Raw genomic sequence first — 15,256 nt, forward strand, 5'->3', positions numbered from 1 at the left:
TGCCAGTTTGTCGGCCTGGCGTGGCGCTAGTTGAATCGTAGACAGCAAAACGCCCCGGCATCGTGTGATGTCGGGGCGTTTTGTGGAGTGCTTTCTGGCCTCTTCGCGAGCAAGCCCGCTCCCACAGGTTCAGCGTGAACCTTGTGGGAGCGGGCTTGCTCGCGAAAGGAGCACCTCGGTCTCAAGCGGAATGGCGAACCATGTCCACATGCGGAATCCCGGCTTCCAGGAACTCCTCACTGACCATGTTGAAGCCCAGGCGCTCATAGAACGCCGTGGCTTGCACTTGAGCGCTGAGCATCTGTTGCTTCAGCCCGCGCTTTTCGGCTTGGCCAATCACTGCCTGCATCAGCGCATCGCCGACTTTCAGGCCGCGCCAGTCCTTGAGCACCGACACTCGGCCAACGTGGCCGTCAAGCAGCAGGCGTGCGGTGCCGATTGGAAAGTCGCCTTCGTAAGCGAGGAAATGCACTGCATCAATGTCATCGGCATCCCATTCCAGTTCAGGCGGAACGGATTGCTCGGCGACGAACACCGCTTCACGAATGCGGCGGATTTCGGCGTTGTCCTTTTGCCAGTCTGCGACACGTACGTGAATCTTATTCATCGGCAAACCCCAGGCTTCCTTGCTTGACCAGTTCGCACAGCAGGCCGCGGCCGTCTTCATCCTTCAGCCATTCGCCGAGGTTGTCGGCGTGCAGCGCGTCGGCGGCGCAGATCATCTTCAGCAATTCACGCAGTTTGCCCGGCAGATAACGGCTCTGGCCGCTGGCGAATAGCAGCAGGTCGTCGTCGACTTCGGACCATGCCAGGCGTGCGCTCGGGTTGCGAACCAGGATCGCGCCTTGTTCCAGTTCGTTCATGACGTCGTCTTCTGCGACTTCTTCCGGGCCCGCTACCAGTTCCGGGTAGCGTGGCTCGGTCATGAACTGGCCGAACCAGGTCAGCAGCAGGCGCTCGTCGCTCATGTGCTCGGCCAGCAGGCCTTTGAGGCGGTCGAGTGCGTCGCGCTGGATCTGGTGAGGATCGGCTGTCGGCACGGCGTCGGCGTCGGTGTAGCGTTCTTCGTCCGACAGGAACTGGCTGAGGAAGTCAGTGAAGTGGGTCAGCACTTCAGCGGCGCTCGGCGCGCGGAAACCGACCGAGTAGGTCATGCAGTCATCGACGGCGACACCGCAATGGGCCAGGCGCGGTGGCAAGTAGAGCATATCGCCCGGTTCCAGCACCCATTCATCGGTCGCTTCGAATTCGGCTAGGATGCGCAGGTCGGCGTGTGCCAGCAGCGGGCTTTCGGTGTTGCACATCTGGCCGATCTTCCAGTTGCGCTTGCCGTGGCCTTGCAGCAGGAACACGTCGTAGTTGTCGAAGTGCGGACCGACGCTGCCACCTGGCGCTGCGTAGCTGATCATCACGTCGTCGATGCGCCAGCTCGGCAGGAAGCGGAAGTTTTCCAGCAGTTCGCTGACTTCCGGCACGAACTGATCCACGGCTTGTACCAGCAGGGTCCAGTCAGTTTCAGGCAGCTTGCTGAATTCATCTTCGGCGAACGGGCCGCGACGCAATTCCCATGGACGCTCGCCATTCTCGATGATCAGGCGCGATTCGACTTCTTCTTCCAGCGCCAGGCCGGCCAGTTCGTCGGCGTCGATCGGGCTTTCGAAATCAGGAATTGCCTGACGGATTAGCAGCGGCTTTTTCTGCCAGTAGTCGCGCAGGAATTCCCGTGCCGTGATGCCGCCCAGAAGTTGAAGAGGAGTGTCAGGATTCATGTGTAACCTATTGAAAAAATGCACTTTTCATACGGGAATAAAAACGCCCGGCGCTGCCGGGCGTCTTAAAAGGGTCTAACGGTCGATCAGATGCGTTTGGCTTGCGCTACAGCGTTGCCGATGTAGTTGGCCGGGGTGAGCAGTTTCAGCTCGGCCTTGGCGGCGGCTGGCATGTCCAGGCCGTCGATGAAAGTCTGCAGTGCTTGCGGGCTGATGCCCTTGCCGCGGGTCAGTTCTTTCAGCTTTTCGTACGGGTTTTCGATGTTGTAGCGGCGCATCACGGTCTGGATCGGCTCGGCCAATACTTCCCAGCAGGCGTCCAGGTCAGCGGCAATCTTCTGTTCGTTGAGCTCCAGCTTGCTGATGCCCTTGAGGCTGGCTTCGTATGCGATCACGCTGTGGGCGAAGCCGACACCGAGGTTGCGCAGTACGGTGGAGTCGGTCAGGTCGCGCTGCCAGCGGGAGATCGGCAGCTTGCTCGCCAGGTGTTGGAACAGTGCGTTGGCGATGCCCAGGTTGCCTTCGGAGTTTTCGAAGTCGATCGGGTTGACCTTGTGCGGCATGGTCGACGAACCGATTTCGCCAGCGATGGTGCGCTGCTTGAAATAGCCCAGGGAAATGTAGCCCCAGATGTCGCGGTCGAAGTCGATCAGGATGGTGTTGAAGCGCGCGATCGCGTCGAACAGCTCGGCGATGTAGTCGTGCGGTTCGATCTGCGTGGTGTACGGGTTGAAGCCCAGGCCCAGCTCGTCTTCGATGAAGGCGCGGGCGTTGGCTTCCCAGTCGATCTCTGGGTAGGCCGACAGGTGTGCGTTGTAGTTGCCGACAGCGCCGTTGATCTTGCCCAGTAGCGGTACGGCGGCGACTTGAGCGATTTGACGCTCCAGGCGGTAAACCACGTTCGCCAGTTCTTTACCCAGGGTGGTCGGCGAGGCCGGTTGACCGTGGGTGCGCGACAGCATCGGCACGTCGGCGAAGCGGATGGCCAGTTCGCGGATGGCATTGGCGGTCTGGCGCATCAGCGGCAGCATCACGTCATCACGGCCTTCGCGCAGCATCAGGGCGTGGGACAGGTTGTTGATGTCCTCGCTGGTGCAGGCAAAGTGGATGAACTCGCTGACCTTGGCCAGTTCCGGCAGCTTGGCCGCCTGCTCTTTGAGCAGGTATTCGATGGCTTTGACGTCGTGGTTGGTGGTGCGCTCGATCTCTTTGACGCGCTCGGCGTGCTCCAGAGAGAAGTTTTCCGCCAGGGTGTTGAGCACAGCGTTGGCTTCGGCGGAGAACGCCGGCACTTCGCTGATGGCAGGGTGAGCGGCCAGGCGCTGGAGCCAGCGCACTTCAACCAGGACGCGGGCACGGATCAGGCCGTACTCGCTGAAAATTGGGCGCAGGGCCTGGGTTTTGCCGGCGTAGCGGCCGTCAACAGGGGAAACCGCAGTGAGCGAAGAAAGCTGCATGGGGTGTTCTCGGACAGTCGGGCAACGAAATGGGGCGCGTATCATACATGAAAAAATCCGCCGGTCCGTCGCCAACTGACCGGCGTATTACGCGTATTGCAAAGTTCGGTGCTGTCGATGCGGGTTATTCGTTACGCATCAATGGGTAAAGCTCTTTAAGCAATTTGCGGCGGCTGATCACCAACTGCCAGCGGTGACCACCCAGTTGCCGCCACAGGCGTGCCGAACGGATGCCGGCCAGCAGCAGGGCGCGAATTTTCGAGGCGTTGCTCGGTTGTTGCAGGTTGCGCATGTCGCCGTGCACCTGGATGCGTTGGCGCAGGGTGCTCAAGGTGTCCTGATACAGCGCGCCGCAGGCGGCGATCACGTTTTCGTGGGCCGGACCGAAGTGTTCGACCTGGGACTGGATCTGCGGCAGGCGCTTGCCGATCACCTCGAGCATGTCGTCCCGTTTTGCCAACTGACGCTCAAGGCCGAGCATGGCCAGGGCGTAGCGCAGCGGTTCGCGTTGCAGGGCGCTCGGGTCGCGCTCCAGGGCGCCGACCAGCGCGCGATAGCCTTCGCGCAGGTTGATGTCGTCACCACCGTAGACTTCCAGCGTGTCCTTGGGGTCGCGAATCAGCAGGCTGCCGAGCATGCAGGTCAGGCCGGCCTCGTGGGTCTGGCCGGTCTTGGCGATCCTGTCCACCAGCACGGCGGCGAGAAACACGCCGCCCAGTGCTGTCAATTGCTCCTGAATCGGGCTCATTGGTGCTTGCCTTCAGGAATGTCCTTGCTGGTCCATGGTTCGGCCACTTCGATCACACCGCCGCCGAGGCAGATCTCACCGTCGTAGAACACCACGGACTGGCCCGGAGTCACCGCGCGCTGCGGATCATCGAAGGTTGCGCGATAACCGCTGGCGGTTTTTTCCAGGGTGCAGGGCTGGTCGCTCTGGCGATACCGCACTTTAGCGGTCAGCTTGCGCGGCTGGCTCAGGTCGATCGGATTGACCCAGTAGATATCCGAGGCGAGCAGGGCGCGGGAGAACAGCCACGGGTGATCGTTGCCCTGGCCAACGATCAGCTCGTTGTGTTCCAGGTCCTTGATCAGCACGTACCACGGCTCGTCGCTGGCATCTTTCAGCCCGCCGATACCAAGGCCCTGACGCTGGCCGATGGTGTGATACATCAGGCCGTGGTGGCGGCCGATGATTTCGCCTTCGGTGGTCTTGATCTCGCCCGGTTGCGCCGGCAGGTACTGCTTGAGGAAGTCGCTGAAGCGGCGCTCGCCGATAAAGCAGATCCCGGTGGAATCCTTTTTCTTCGCGGTCGCCAGTTCGTACTTCTCGGCAATCGCGCGCACCTGTGGTTTTTCCAGTTCGCCGACCGGGAACAGGGTCTTGGCGATCTGTTCACCGCCGACGGCGTGCAGGAAGTAGCTCTGGTCCTTGTTCGGGTCCAGGCCCTTGAGCAGTTCGGTACGTCCATCGATGTCGCGGCGACGCACGTAGTGGCCGGTGGCGATCAGGTCGGCACCGAGCATCATGGCGTAGTCGAGGAACGCCTTGAACTTGATCTCGCGGTTACACAGGATGTCCGGGTTCGGCGTGCGTCCGGCCTTGTACTCGGCCAGGAAATGCTCGAACACGTTGTCCCAGTACTCGGCGGCGAAATTGGCGGTGTGCAGCTTGATGCCAATCTTGTCGCAAACGGCTTGAGCGTCCGCCAGGTCATCCATGGCGGTGCAGTATTCCGTTCCATCGTCTTCTTCCCAGTTCTTCATGAACAGGCCTTCCACCTCGTAACCCTGCTCGATCAGCAGGAGGGCGGAAACGGAAGAGTCCACGCCGCCGGACATACCGACAATGACGCGCTTCTTTTGTGTGTCAGAAGGGGCTGGATCACGCATAGGGATTCAATGAGTGTCTTGAAAAAGGACGCGATTCTAACAGGCTCGGGGCCGCAAGGCTAAAGAGAAGGACGGATCAATTCGAGGTCGAAGTGAATGCCTGCCAGATAGTCGTCGATGCAACGGATGATCAGCTCACTGCGCCAGTTGTCGCGTTGCTGGATTAATTCTTCGCGGGTCAACCACTTGGCGCCGACGATGCCGTCGTCGAGTTGATAATCGGCGTGGTGTTTCAGCGCTTTGGCAATGAAGCAGACCCGTTGGTAGGTCACGCCGTTGCTCGGGGCGGTGTAGAGATAAATGCCCAGTACGCCGGTCGGTTCGACGTCCCAGCCGGTTTCTTCGAGTGTTTCGCGCACGGCGGCTTCGGTCAGGGTTTCGTTCGGGTCCAGATGGCCGGCGGGCTGGTTGAGCACCACGCGTCCGTGCTTGAGTTCCTCGACCATCAGGAAGCGGCCGTTGTCCTCGACGATGGTGGCGACGGTGATGTGGGGTTTCCAGTCCATAAAATGCCCTCGATGTTGAAATGCGATCCCTGTAGGAGCCGGCTTGCTGGCGATAGCGGTGTATCAGTCAATGAAGATGTTGAATGATAAACCGTATTCGCGAGCAAGCCCGCTCCCACATGGGATTTGTGTAAGGTCTGAAAACACAAACCCCGGCACAGGGCCGGGGTTTGTGATGTTCCCTTACAACCTTAAACCAGCGCAGCGACAGCCGCGTTGAAGGTTGCGCTTGGGCGCATGGCCTTGCTGATCAGCTCGGCGTCGGCGTGGTAGTAACCGCCGATGTCCACTGACTTGCCCTGAACGGCGTTGAGCTCGGCAACGATGGTAGCCTCGTTCTCGGTCAGGGTCTTGGCCAGGGTCGCGAACTGCGCTTGCAGTGCAGAGTCTTCGGTCTGGGCAGCCAGGGCCTGAGCCCAGTACAGCGCCAGGTAGAAGTGGCTGCCGCGGTTGTCGATGTTGCCGACTTTGCGCGATGGCGACTTGTTGTTGTCCAGGAACTGGCCGGTAGCCTGGTCCAGGGTCTTGGCCAGAACCAGCGCCTTGGGATTGTCGTAGGTCACGCCCAGGTGTTCCAGGGACGCGGCCAGGGCCAGGAATTCACCCAGCGAATCCCAGCGCAGGAAGTTTTCTTCCAGCAACTGCTGAACGTGTTTCGGAGCCGAACCGCCAGCGCCGGTTTCGAACAGGCCACCGCCGTTCATCAGCGGAACAATCGACAGCATCTTGGCGCTGGTGCCCAGTTCCATGATCGGGAACAGGTCGGTCAGGTAGTCGCGCAGTACGTTGCCGGTTACCGAGATGGTGTCTTTACCTTCGCGGGTACGCTGCAGGGTGTACTTCATGGCGTCGACAGGCGACATGATCTGGATGTCCAGGCCGGCAGTGTCGTGATCCTTCAGGTAAGCCTGAACTTTCTCGATCACTACGCCATCGTGGGCGCGCATCGGGTCCAGCCAGAAGATCGCCGGGGTGCTGCTTGCGCGAGCACGGTTGACGGCCAGTTTGACCCAGTCCTGGATCGGCGCGTCTTTGGTCTGGCACATGCGGAAGATGTCGCCGGCTTCGACCGACTGCTCCAGCAGCAGGTTGCCCTTGCTGTCGGTGACGCGAACAACGCCGTCAGCCTTGATCTGGAAAGTCTTGTCGTGGGAGCCGTACTCTTCGGCTTTTTTCGCCATCAGGCCAACGTTCGGCACGCTGCCCATGGTGGTCGGATCGAACGCGCCATTGGCCTTGCAGTCTTCGATCACTGCCTGGTAGATGGTGGCGTAGCAGCGATCCGGGATCACGGCCTTGGTGTCGTGCAGCTGGCCATCGGTGCCCCACATCTTGCCGGAGTCACGGATCATCGCGGGCATCGAGGCGTCGACGATCACGTCGCTCGGCACGTGCAGGTTGGTGATGCCTTTGTCGGAGTTGACCATCGCCAGGGAAGGGCGAATGGCGTAGACCGCCTGGATGTCAGCTTCGATCGCAGCTTGCTGTTCAGCAGGCAGGGCCTTGATGCGGGCGTACAGGTCGCCGATGCCGTTGTTCAGGTTGAAGCCGATCTGTGCCAGCACGTCAGCGTGCTTGGCCAGTGCGTCTTTATAGAACTCGGCAACGATCTGGCCGAACATGATCGGGTCGGAGACCTTCATCATGGTGGCTTTCAGGTGAACCGACAGCAGCACGCCTTGGGCCTTGGCGCTTTCGATTTCAGCGGCAATGAAGGTGCGCAGGGCGTTTTTGCTCATGACCGCGCAATCGAGGATCTCACCGGCTTGTACGCTGGTTTTTTCTTTCAGGACGGTGGTGGTGCCGTCTTGAGCGATCAGTTCGATTTTCACGGCGTCAGCGGCGTCGATCAGGGCGGCTTTTTCGCTGCCGTAGAAATCGCCGGTGCTCATGTGCGCGACGTGGGACTTGGAGTCCTTGGCCCAGGCGCCCATTTTGTGCGGGTGCTTGCGTGCGTAGTTCTTGACCGACAGCGGAGCGCGGCGGTCGGAGTTACCTTCACGCAGAACCGGGTTCACGGCGCTGCCCTTGATCTTGTCGTAGCGGGCCTTGGCGTCTTTGTCGGCGTCGCTGGTGACGGCCTCAGGGTAGTCCGGCAGTGCGTAGCCTTGAGCTTGCAGCTCTTTGATCGCGGCCTGCAGTTGCGGAACCGAAGCGCTGATGTTCGGCAGCTTGATGATGTTGGCTTCAGGCGTAACGGCCAGGGCGCCCAGTTCGGCGAGGTGGTCGGCTACGGCTTTGTCGCCCAGTTGCTCGGGGAAGCTGGCCAGGATGCGCCCTGCAAGAGAGATATCGCGGGTTTCAACGGCGATATCAGCCGAGGCGGTGAAGGCCTCTACGATAGGCAACAGTGAATAGGTGGCGAGGGCAGGAGCTTCGTCGGTGAAGGTATAGATGATCTTCGAGCGGGTGGGCATATTCGGATTAACTCTCTCTTCTTTGCTAAAGCGTGCGCAGAAACTCGAGGGCGCCGGGTAAGCGCGTTCGTTCAAAGTCATCCATGAGCCGAATATCGAGGTTTCGTTGCTGTGATGTTGGGTGCATCAGTAGGGTGTCAAGTAGCCGGGCTGCGGTAACAGACCGGCCTTTGGCGGAAACGCTCGTCGCTATTTACCCAGCAGCGGGCCGTTCAACCTGACGTGACCCTTTAGTCAGCGGCGGCATTATACATAGGTAGCTGGCAATCTGCCGATGGTTCATACGCAACGAATGTCGTCCATTGGTCTAAAGGTCGCAGGGGCGAGGAGGGCGTAAGGTCATTCGTCGTGCTTGAGTTTGGCGTTTTTCCCTTTGCTTTCAGGCTTGTAGCTCGCGAGTTTCAAGGCTTTGCGGCAGTTGGACGGAACATAGGGTTTGCGCGCCGATTCAACTGGGTTACGCTCGAACCAAGCCAGATGTTCAATCCAATCAATGGAGTTCAGCATGGGTTACAAGAAGATTCAGGTTCCAGCCGTCGGCGACAAAATCACCGTCAATGCAGACCATTCTCTCAATGTTCCTAATAACCCGATCATCCCCTTCATCGAAGGCGACGGCATTGGTGTCGACATCAGCCCGGTCATGATCAAGGTTGTCGATGCTGCTGTTAAGAAGGCTTACGGTGGCGAGCGCAAGATTTCCTGGATGGAAGTGTACGCCGGGGAAAAAGCGACTCAGGTTTACGATCAAGACACCTGGCTGCCTCAGGAAACCCTGGACGCGGTCAAGGATTACGTGGTTTCCATCAAGGGCCCGCTGACCACTCCGGTCGGTGGCGGCATCCGTTCCCTGAACGTGGCCCTGCGCCAGCAACTCGACCTGTACGTCTGCCTGCGCCCGGTGCGCTGGTTCGAAGGCGTGCCTAGCCCGGTCAAGAAGCCAGGCGATGTCGACATGACCATCTTCCGCGAGAACTCCGAAGACATCTACGCTGGCATCGAGTGGAAGGCCGGTACGCCGGAAGCCACCAAGGTCATCAAGTTCCTTAAAGAAGAAATGGGCGTCACCAAGATCCGTTTCGACGAGAACTGCGGGATCGGCGTCAAGCCGGTGTCCCTGCAAGGCACCAAGCGTCTGGCGCGCAAGGCCCTGCAATATGTGGTCGACAACGATCGCGACTCGCTGACCATCGTGCACAAAGGCAACATCATGAAGTTCACCGAAGGTGCCTTCAAGGAATGGGCCTACGAAGTGGCGGCCGAGGAGTTCGGCGCGACCCTGCTCGACGGCGGTCCTTGGATGCAGTTCAAGAACCCGAAAACCGGCAAGAACGTTGTCGTCAAGGATGCCATTGCCGACGCCATGCTCCAGCAGATCCTGCTGCGCCCGGCCGAGTACGATGTGATCGCGACCCTGAACCTGAACGGCGACTACCTCTCCGACGCCCTGGCGGCGGAAGTGGGCGGTATCGGTATCGCGCCGGGTGCCAACCTGTCCGACACCGTGGCCATGTTCGAAGCCACCCACGGTACGGCACCGAAGTACGCCGGCAAGGACCAGGTCAACCCGGGTTCGCTGATCCTGTCCGCTGAAATGATGCTGCGCCACATGGGCTGGACCGAAGCGGCCGACCTGATCATCAAGGGCACCAATGGCGCGATTTCCGCCAAGACCGTGACCTATGACTTCGAGCGCTTGATGGAGGGTGCGAAACTGGTTTCGTCTTCCGGCTTCGGCGATGCGCTGATCTCGCACATGTAAGAAAAACGCAGGCACACAAAAAGCCGCCTGATTCAAGAAGTTGAGTCAGGCGGTTTTTTTATGACTGGATGACGGGTTGCGTCAGCTCGACACCGTTTCGTGCCCGGTGGCGGAGGCAATCTTTTCGCTCGGGTGAGTGGCAGACGTAATTTTTACGGCATGCAAGCCTTTGGGGCCCTGAACGATCTCGAAGTTGACGACTTGTCCGGCCTTGAGGGTCTTGTAGCCATCCATGTCGATGGCCGAATAGTGGGCAAAGAAATCGATATCCTTGCCGTCCTCGTCACGGCCTTCTTTGGCGTCGGTGTTAATGAAACCGAATCCCTTGGCATTGTTGAACCATTTCACCTTGCCGACTGACATACCCAACTCCCTCTGCAACAGACTCCATCACTGGAGTATCATCCAGTACATCCGCAGTCGAATCTGTAAATAAGATTGACTCCGCGGACCTTTTTTACCCACTGTGGGCTCTATTGGTTGTAACACCGTTTTGCCGATAGTCAAGCTGACCCGGCAGTCGGAGTTGAAATCGCTGATAGCCGCCCCCACCACTGTATTTGCACAACTGACGAACCTTTCTTTCCATGCATGCAATCAGCCAGATTCGACTAACATTCAATCAGGATCGCCCGACTCTCCAGAAAGATCGCCCGGAGGAGCACGACGACGATTCCGCAGGCATTGCTGTTCAGGAGGCCAAGCCTGCTTTACAGGCGCCGCCGATGTACAAGGTGGTTTTGTTTAATGATGACTACACACCGATGGATTTCGTCGTCGAAGTGCTCGAGGTGTTTTTTAACCTGAATCGCGAGCTGGCGACCAAGGTCATGCTGGCCGTCCATACAGAAGGACGGGCAGTATGTGGAGTGTTTACCCGCGACATCGCCGAGACCAAGGCCATGCAGGTCAACCAGTACGCCAGGGAAAGCCAGCATCCGCTACTCTGTGAAATCGAGAAGGACGGTTAATCGCCGGACACTTGGGTATGAGGTGAAGCTATGTTAAACCGCGAGCTCGAAGTCACCCTCAATCTTGCCTTCAAGGAGGCCCGTTCGAAGCGTCATGAATTCATGACCGTCGAACACCTTCTGCTGGCCCTATTGGACAATGAGGCTGCCGCCACCGTATTGCGTGCGTGCGGCGCGAACCTCGACAAACTCAAGCATGACCTGCAGGAGTTCATCGACTCCACCACGCCATTGATCCCCGTGCATGACGAGGATCGCGAAACCCAGCCAACCCTGGGCTTCCAGCGTGTCCTGCAACGTGCTGTGTTTCACGTACAGAGCTCGGGCAAACGCGAAGTGACTGGCGCCAACGTGCTGGTCGCGATCTTCAGTGAGCAAGAGAGTCAGGCAGTGTTCCTGCTGAAACAGCAGAGCGTTGCCCGTATAGATGTCGTCAACTACATCGCCCATGGCATTTCCAAGGTGCCGGGGCACGGCGATCACTCTGAAGGTGAGCAAGATATGCAGGACGACGAGGGTGGTGAGTCTTCTTCCTCGGGCAATCCCCTGGATGCTTATGCCAGCAACCTCAACGAACTCGCGCGCCAGGGTCGTATCGATCCGTTGGTGGGGCGTGAGCTGGAAGTCGAGCGTGTCGCGCAGATCCTGGCGCGTCGTCGCAAAAACAATCCGCTGCTGGTGGGCGAGGCGGGCGTGGGTAAAACCGCGATTGCCGAAGGCCTGGCCAAGCGCATTGTCGACAACCAGGTGCCGGACCTGCTGGCCAATAGCGTGGTTTATTCCCTCGACCTGGGTGCCTTGCTGGCCGGTACCAAGTACCGTGGCGATTTCGAGAAGCGCTTCAAGGCGCTGCTCAATGAGCTGAAAAAACGTCCGCAGGCGATCCTGTTCATCGACGAGATCCACACCATCATTGGTGCGGGTGCCGCGTCCGGTGGCGTCATGGATGCCTCGAACCTGCTCAAGCCGCTGCTGTCCTCGGGTGATATCCGTTGCATCGGTTCGACCACCTTCCAGGAATTCCGCGGCATCTTCGAGAAGGACCGTGCCTTGGCCCGGCGCTTCCAGAAGGTCGATGTGTCGGAGCCTTCGGTGGAAGACACCATTGGCATTCTGCGCGGCCTGAAGGGGCGTTTCGAAAGCCATCACAATATCGAATACAGTGATGAAGCCCTGCGTGCGGCTGCCGAACTGGCTTCGCGCTATATCAATGACCGGCACATGCCGGACAAGGCGATCGATGTAATCGACGAGGCGGGTGCCTACCAGCGCCTGCAACCGGTCGAGAAGCGTGTGAAGCGCATCGAAGTGCCGCAAGTCGAGGATATCGTCGCGAAAATCGCGCGGATTCCGCCAAAACACGTCACCAGTTCCGACAAGGAGCTGCTGCGTAACCTCGAACGTGACCTGAAGTTGACCGTGTTTGGTCAGGATGCCGCGATCGATTCGCTGGCCACCGCGATCAAGCTGTCCCGTGCCGGCCTCAAGTCCCCTGACAAGCCTGTCGGTTCGTTCCTGTTCGCAGGGCCTACCGGTGTCGGTAAGACCGAAGCGGCGCGTCAGTTGGCCAAGGCGCTGGGTGTCGAGCTGATTCGTTTCGACATGTCCGAGTACATGGAGCGCCACACCGTATCGCGTCTGATCGGTGCGCCTCCAGGGTATGTGGGGTTCGATCAGGGCGGTCTGCTCACCGAGGCCATCACCAAGCAGCCACACTGCGTGCTGTTGCTCGATGAAATCGAGAAGGCGCATCCGGAAGTCTTCAACCTGCTGCTGCAGGTGATGGACCACGGTACGTTGACCGATAACAACGGGCGCAAGGCGGATTTCCGTAACGTGATCGTCATCATGACGACCAACGCCGGTGCCGAGACCGCAGCCCGCGCTTCGATCGGTTTCACCTATCAGGATCACTCGTCCGATGCGATGGAAGTGATCAAGAAGAGCTTCACGCCGGAATTCCGCAACCGTCTGGACACCATCATCCAGTTTGGTCGCCTCAGCCATGAGGTCATCAAGAGCGTGGTGGACAAGTTCCTTACCGAGCTTCAGGCGCAACTGGAAGACAAGCGAGTGTTGCTGGAAGTCACCGATGCGGCCCGCAGTTGGCTGGCCGAAGGTGGTTACGACGCGGCGATGGGTGCTCGCCCAATGGCTCGCCTGATCCAGGACAAGATCAAGCGTCCGCTGGCGGAGGAGATTCTCTTTGGCGAACTGGCCGAGCATGGCGGTGTGGTGCACATCGACATCAAGGACGGCGAGCTGACCTTCGAGTTCGAGACCACGGCCGAGATGGCCTGACGTTCAAAAGCAAAGCAAAAAGGCGCCGAAAGGCGCCTTTTTGCTGTCTGCAGGTCATGCACAAATCCAGTGTGGGAGCGGGCTTGCTCGCGAAAGCGTCGGCATATCCAGCATCCCTGCGCCAGACAGATCGCATTCGCGGGCAAGCCCGCTCCCACATTGTCCGGGTGCGCCAGGTAAATCGCAGACAAACAAGAACGCCCGGCATAAGCCGGGCGTTTTGTGTTGACTTGATTAGCGAGCCGGCCCTACGCCTGTAGGAGCGAGCTTGCTCGCGATGTTCGTCAACGATGAAGCGGGGACTCTGACTTGACGCGGTGCTCTCAGGTTTTTCGCGAGCAAGCTCGCTCCTACCTTAGCGGGCGCGGTAAGTGATGCGCCCTTTGCTCAAGTCATAGGGAGTCAGCTCGACGCGCACTTTGTCGCCAGTAAGAATACGGATGTAGTTCTTGCGCATCTTGCCGGAGATGTGCGCGGTTACGACGTGCCCATTTTCCAACTCCACACGAAACATGGTGTTGGGCAGGGTGTCGACGACAGTGCCTTCCATTTCGAAGCTGTCTTCTTTCGACATGCAGTAAAGCCCTCGGTGTCCAATGAATGGCCCGGTGCAACTGCGCCAGGCAAAAGCGGCGTGCATTGTGCCCGAAAAATGGGGTTTAAGCCAAGGGGTTTAGGGCCGGCTCTAGTTTAGAACCACCCAGCGCTGATTAATCAGCAACTCAATGGGGCGATATTGAGTCTTGTAGTTCATCTTTTTGCAGTTTTTGATCCAGTAGCCGAGGTAGACCGCTTCCAGCCCCAGCCGCCTGGCCTCGCCGATTTGCCAGAGGATTGCGAAACGCCCGAGGCTGCGGCGTTCTTCGGAGGGCTCGTAAAAGGTATAAACCGCCGAAAGGCCATTCGGCAGCAAGTCGGTGACAGCGACGGCCAGCAGTTGGCCGTTCAGGCGGAACTCATAAAAGCGTGAAAACGGCAGATCCCGCACCAGGAATGTGGAAAATTGGTCGCGACTTGGCGGGTACATATCGCCATCGGCATGACGCTGCTCGATATAGCGCTGGTAAAGGTCGAAGTACTCTTCGCTGAAGCAGGGCTTGGCCGGACGTACCTGCAAATCCGCATTACGCTTGAAGATGCGTTTCTGTTGCCGGTTGGGCGTGAACTGCCCCACGGGAATGCGCGCCGGAACGCAGGCATTGCAATTCTGGCAATGCGGCCGGTAGAGATGATCGCCACTGCGACGAAACCCCATCTCCGACAGGTCTGCATAGACATGCACATCCATGGGCTGGCTAGGGTCGAGGAACAGGGTTGTGGCCTGCTCCTCGGGCAGATAACTGCAAGAGTGCGGCTGAGTGGCATAGAACTTCAAACGCGCCAACTCGGTCATGATCAACCCTCGGGATAGTGCTTTGGATTAAGTGTAAGCCACCTGCGCAAAAGTCGCTCAGCAAACCCAGGTCGCGCGATTGGGTTGATCCAGATGCTGGACCAGGTAGTTGGCAAACTCTCGACGAGGTATCGCCCGGGCTCCGAGGCTGTGCAGGTGATCGGTGGGCATCTGGCAGTCGATCAGCACAAAACCCGAGTCTTTCAGATGCCGGACCAGGGTGGCAAAACCGAATTTCGAGGCGTTGTCAGCGCGGCTGAACATGGACTCGCCGAAAAACAACTGGCCCATCGCCAGGCCATACAGTCCACCGACCAGTTCGTCCCCGTCCCACACTTCCACCGAGTGCGCGTGGCCGCGCCTGTGCAGTTCGATGTAGGCGTCCTGCATCGCCTCGGTGATCCAGGTGCCGTCGGCGTAGTCCCGAGGCGCGGCACAGGCGCGGATGACGGCGGTGAAGTCCTGGTCGAAGGTCATTTGATAGCGTTGCTGGCGCAGCAGTTTGTTCAGGCTGCGCGAAACGTGCAATTCGTCGGGAAATAACACCGTGCGCGGGTCCGGAGACCACCACAAAATCGGCTGGCCTTCGGAAAACCAGGGGAAGCAGCCGTGGCGATAAGCCGAGATCAGCCGATCGGCGGACAGGTCACCGCCGGCAGCCAGGAGCCCGTTGGGGTCGCGCATGGCCTTTTCCAGCGGTGGGAAATGCAAGGTATTGCGTTGTAACCAAGTCAGCATGGCATCCGGGCTTGCAGAAGGGGAGGGCAGTGGCGGGTGTTGGCCCGCCGTA

General features: G+C 59.2%; 15 protein-coding genes. 3 read left to right on the plus strand and 12 right to left on the minus strand.

The features are described from left to right. Positions 1–181 precede the first annotated feature (181 nt). The 8 genes from KGA88_RS14630 to KGA88_RS14665 form a co-directional block, all read right to left on the minus strand. The gene (locus KGA88_RS14630) at positions 182–607 is read right to left on the minus strand and encodes a GNAT family N-acetyltransferase (RefSeq protein ID WP_223592032.1); all 426 of its coding nucleotides are present in this window, start codon (positions 605–607) and stop codon (positions 182–184) included. Continuing rightward, positions 600–1,769 (minus strand): cupin domain-containing protein, encoded by a 1,170-nt coding sequence (locus KGA88_RS14635; protein ID WP_223592034.1) that lies wholly within the window; start codon positions 1,767–1,769, stop codon positions 600–602. The genes KGA88_RS14630 and KGA88_RS14635 overlap by 8 nt, the downstream gene beginning before the upstream one ends. A gap of 86 nt (positions 1,770–1,855) precedes the next feature. Next, positions 1,856–3,226, minus strand: a complete 1,371-nt coding sequence (gene purB / locus KGA88_RS14640; protein WP_110662578.1) for an adenylosuccinate lyase — start codon at positions 3,224–3,226, stop codon at positions 1,856–1,858. Between the two features lie 124 nt (positions 3,227–3,350). Next, positions 3,351–3,974, minus strand: coding sequence for a high frequency lysogenization protein HflD (hflD, locus tag KGA88_RS14645; protein WP_110662577.1), 624 nt, complete (start codon positions 3,972–3,974; stop codon positions 3,351–3,353). Further along, a complete protein-coding gene (gene mnmA / locus KGA88_RS14650) occupies positions 3,971–5,116 on the minus strand; it encodes a tRNA 2-thiouridine(34) synthase MnmA (protein ID WP_223592036.1) in 1,146 nt (381 codons plus the stop codon). Before mnmA ends, hflD begins: the two co-directional genes overlap by 4 nt. Before the next feature lie 59 nt (positions 5,117–5,175). Next, positions 5,176–5,622, minus strand: coding sequence for an NUDIX hydrolase (locus tag KGA88_RS14655; RefSeq protein WP_110660640.1), 447 nt, complete (start codon positions 5,620–5,622; stop codon positions 5,176–5,178). A 191-nt stretch (positions 5,623–5,813) separates the two neighbouring features. Next, positions 5,814–8,039 (minus strand): NADP-dependent isocitrate dehydrogenase, encoded by a 2,226-nt coding sequence (locus KGA88_RS14660; RefSeq protein WP_223592038.1) that lies wholly within the window; start codon positions 8,037–8,039, stop codon positions 5,814–5,816. Positions 8,040–8,378: 339 nt separating this feature from the next. Next, complete coding sequence (locus tag KGA88_RS14665) at positions 8,379–8,546, minus strand: hypothetical protein (protein WP_181432075.1); 168 nt, start codon at positions 8,544–8,546, stop codon at positions 8,379–8,381. Between KGA88_RS14665 and icd the strand changes: the two genes are divergently transcribed. Continuing rightward, entirely contained in the window at positions 8,545–9,801 is a 1,257-nt protein-coding gene (gene icd / locus KGA88_RS14670) for an NADP-dependent isocitrate dehydrogenase (protein ID WP_057399856.1), read from the plus strand. The genes KGA88_RS14665 and icd overlap by 2 nt on opposite strands. Before the next feature lie 81 nt (positions 9,802–9,882). Here icd and KGA88_RS14675 read toward each other — a convergent pair whose 3' ends face one another. Next, a complete protein-coding gene (locus KGA88_RS14675; RefSeq protein WP_110660638.1) occupies positions 9,883–10,164 on the minus strand; it encodes a cold shock domain-containing protein in 282 nt (93 codons plus the stop codon). 224 nt (positions 10,165–10,388) lie between these two features. On the opposite strand from KGA88_RS14675, the gene clpS reads away from it, so the two are divergent. Together clpS and clpA are read left to right on the plus strand one after the other, a co-directional pair. Then, positions 10,389–10,772 carry an ATP-dependent Clp protease adapter ClpS gene (gene clpS / locus KGA88_RS14680; RefSeq protein ID WP_020799529.1) on the plus strand — a complete coding sequence of 128 codons (384 nt, stop codon included), beginning with the start codon at positions 10,389–10,391 and terminating at the stop codon, positions 10,770–10,772. 30 nt (positions 10,773–10,802) lie between these two features. Beyond that, a complete protein-coding gene (gene clpA / locus KGA88_RS14685) occupies positions 10,803–13,073 on the plus strand; it encodes an ATP-dependent Clp protease ATP-binding subunit ClpA (RefSeq protein WP_110660637.1) in 2,271 nt (756 codons plus the stop codon). Between the two features lie 355 nt (positions 13,074–13,428). Here the strand turns inward: clpA and infA are convergent, their stop codons facing one another. From infA to aat, 3 genes are all read right to left on the minus strand, one after another. Next, positions 13,429–13,647, minus strand: coding sequence for a translation initiation factor IF-1 (gene infA, locus KGA88_RS14690; RefSeq protein WP_002553999.1), 219 nt, complete (start codon positions 13,645–13,647; stop codon positions 13,429–13,431). A gap of 111 nt (positions 13,648–13,758) precedes the next feature. Continuing rightward, on the minus strand, positions 13,759–14,466 hold the full coding sequence (locus KGA88_RS14695; protein ID WP_110663072.1) for an arginyltransferase: 708 nt from the start codon (positions 14,464–14,466) through the stop codon (positions 13,759–13,761). Positions 14,467–14,523: 57 nt separating this feature from the next. Then, positions 14,524–15,204 (minus strand): leucyl/phenylalanyl-tRNA--protein transferase, encoded by a 681-nt coding sequence (gene aat / locus KGA88_RS14700; protein ID WP_223592040.1) that lies wholly within the window; start codon positions 15,202–15,204, stop codon positions 14,524–14,526. Between the last annotated feature and the right edge of the window lie 52 nt (positions 15,205–15,256).

The organism is Pseudomonas sp. A-R-19 (assembly GCF_019956575.1).
Classification (GTDB): domain Bacteria; phylum Pseudomonadota; class Gammaproteobacteria; order Pseudomonadales; family Pseudomonadaceae; genus Aquipseudomonas.

What these genes read in the sequence shown, in the direction of transcription:
- KGA88_RS14630 (WP_223592032.1), bottom strand. Translation starts at nt 607, where the DNA reads ATGAATAAGATTCACGTACGTGTCGCAGACTGGCAAAAGGACAACGCC.
- KGA88_RS14635 (WP_223592034.1), bottom strand. Translation starts at nt 1,769, where the DNA reads ATGAATCCTGACACTCCTCTTCAACTTCTGGGCGGCATCACGGCACGG.
- purB (WP_110662578.1), bottom strand. Translation starts at nt 3,226, where the DNA reads ATGCAGCTTTCTTCGCTCACTGCGGTTTCCCCTGTTGACGGCCGCTAC.
- hflD (WP_110662577.1), bottom strand. Translation starts at nt 3,974, where the DNA reads ATGAGCCCGATTCAGGAGCAATTGACAGCACTGGGCGGCGTGTTTCTC.
- mnmA (WP_223592036.1), bottom strand. Translation starts at nt 5,116, where the DNA reads ATGCGTGATCCAGCCCCTTCTGACACACAAAAGAAGCGCGTCATTGTC.
- KGA88_RS14655 (WP_110660640.1), bottom strand. Translation starts at nt 5,622, where the DNA reads ATGGACTGGAAACCCCACATCACCGTCGCCACCATCGTCGAGGACAAC.
- KGA88_RS14660 (WP_223592038.1), bottom strand. Translation starts at nt 8,039, where the DNA reads ATGCCCACCCGCTCGAAGATCATCTATACCTTCACCGACGAAGCTCCT.
- icd (WP_057399856.1), top strand. Translation starts at nt 8,545, where the DNA reads ATGGGTTACAAGAAGATTCAGGTTCCAGCCGTCGGCGACAAAATCACC.
- KGA88_RS14665 (WP_181432075.1), bottom strand. Translation starts at nt 8,546, where the DNA reads ATGCTGAACTCCATTGATTGGATTGAACATCTGGCTTGGTTCGAGCGT.
- KGA88_RS14675 (WP_110660638.1), bottom strand. Translation starts at nt 10,164, where the DNA reads ATGTCAGTCGGCAAGGTGAAATGGTTCAACAATGCCAAGGGATTCGGT.
- clpS (WP_020799529.1), top strand. Translation starts at nt 10,389, where the DNA reads ATGCATGCAATCAGCCAGATTCGACTAACATTCAATCAGGATCGCCCG.
- clpA (WP_110660637.1), top strand. Translation starts at nt 10,803, where the DNA reads ATGTTAAACCGCGAGCTCGAAGTCACCCTCAATCTTGCCTTCAAGGAG.
- infA (WP_002553999.1), bottom strand. Translation starts at nt 13,647, where the DNA reads ATGTCGAAAGAAGACAGCTTCGAAATGGAAGGCACTGTCGTCGACACC.
- KGA88_RS14695 (WP_110663072.1), bottom strand. Translation starts at nt 14,466, where the DNA reads ATGACCGAGTTGGCGCGTTTGAAGTTCTATGCCACTCAGCCGCACTCT.
- aat (WP_223592040.1), bottom strand. Translation starts at nt 15,204, where the DNA reads ATGCTGACTTGGTTACAACGCAATACCTTGCATTTCCCACCGCTGGAA.